The organism is Synechococcus sp. R3-13 (assembly GCF_047462195.1).
GTDB lineage: Bacteria > Cyanobacteriota > Cyanobacteriia > Thermostichales > Thermostichaceae > Thermostichus.
The window spans coordinates 1-1,182 of the sequence record NZ_JANSIO010000088.1 but is presented as its reverse complement, the minus strand read 5'-3'; the positions used below and the strand labels follow the sequence as shown (position 1 = coordinate 1,182).

1 protein-coding gene is annotated in these 1,182 nt (G+C 58.0%); it reads right to left on the bottom strand.

All coding sequences use genetic code 11. The features are described 5' to 3' along the window. The coding region (locus NW856_RS02960) for an RNA-guided endonuclease InsQ/TnpB family protein (protein WP_414399010.1) at window positions 1-1,124 on the bottom strand (1,124 nt) is incomplete at its 3' end. Window positions 1,125-1,182: the final 58 nt, after the last annotated feature.

Here is a 1,182-nt window from a genome sequence, read left to right as displayed (position 1 = left end):
GAGTCTCCACAGGCGTCACTTCCCCCAGAGCTTGGGGTAGTTCTGTACCACCGCAACAGGTTTAGGGCTGCATTCAAGTCGCGGTCTAGCTCCAGACCACAACACGGGCAGCAAAACACCCTTTCCTGCAGTGGCATCTTCTGTCGGTGCCCACACCCTGAACACAGTTGGCTGGACGGATAAAACCTATCCGCCACCACCACCTGACAGCCGTAGAGCCGGGCCTTATACTCTAGCTGTCGCCGTTCGCGATAGCGGGACGGAGTCCTCAACTCGTAGAACCCACAGTCTGACAGCGCTCCTGCCAGCTTGCGGTTCTTGAGCAGGTTCTTCACCTGCAAGCCCTCAATCACCACCACCCGATACTTCTTGGCCAGGTAAGTCGTTAGCTTGTGCAGATTGTCTTGCCGAATGTCTGCCACCCGCTTATGGGCCTTGCCTAACTGCACCACCGCCTTCTTACGGTTAGCGGATCCCTTCTGCTTGCGACTCAGCCGCCGTTGCAGTCTGGCCAGACGCTTCCTCGCCTTGCGGTAGGGCTTTGGGTTCTCGAATACTTCCCCGTCGGAACAGGTGGCCAGGTGATGGATACCTAAGTCCACTCCCACAACTTCCCCGGTCTTCTCCACCTGAGGCGCTGGAGCTTCGTACTTGAAGGAGATATACCAACGCCCAGCGCGAAGGCTGATGACCACGTTCTTGGGTGTGGTCGCCGGAAGCAGCTCTGCACAGCGCAGCCAACCAAAGACAGGCACCTTGATGCGGTCGCCAGAAATGCGGATGTTGCCTTCTAGGTAAAAGCTGTCTCGCACTCCCTTGCGTTTGAAACGGGGGAACTTCCCCAACCCACCCCGCCAGCGCTTAAAGGCTTGCTCCAAGTTGCGTAATGCCTGCTGAGGAGCGCATTTGGAGACCTGGTAGTACCAGGGGTTTTCCTTCTTAACCTCGGCTACCAGGCGCTTGTGCAGGTCAATGGCGGTGGGGAGTTTCTGCCGGTTCTCCAGGGCTTGCCGACAGATGGCCAGGCCCCAGTTGTAGGCGTGACGGGCTACCCCAGCGTGCTGAGCGGCTAGGGTCTTCTGCCGGTTATTCAGCTCTAAGCGGGTGCGGAATCCAAGCAGCATTCAGATAGAAATTGCAGGAGCCCCGTACGGTACCCGTAGGGTCAGTGTCGGGAGGAAT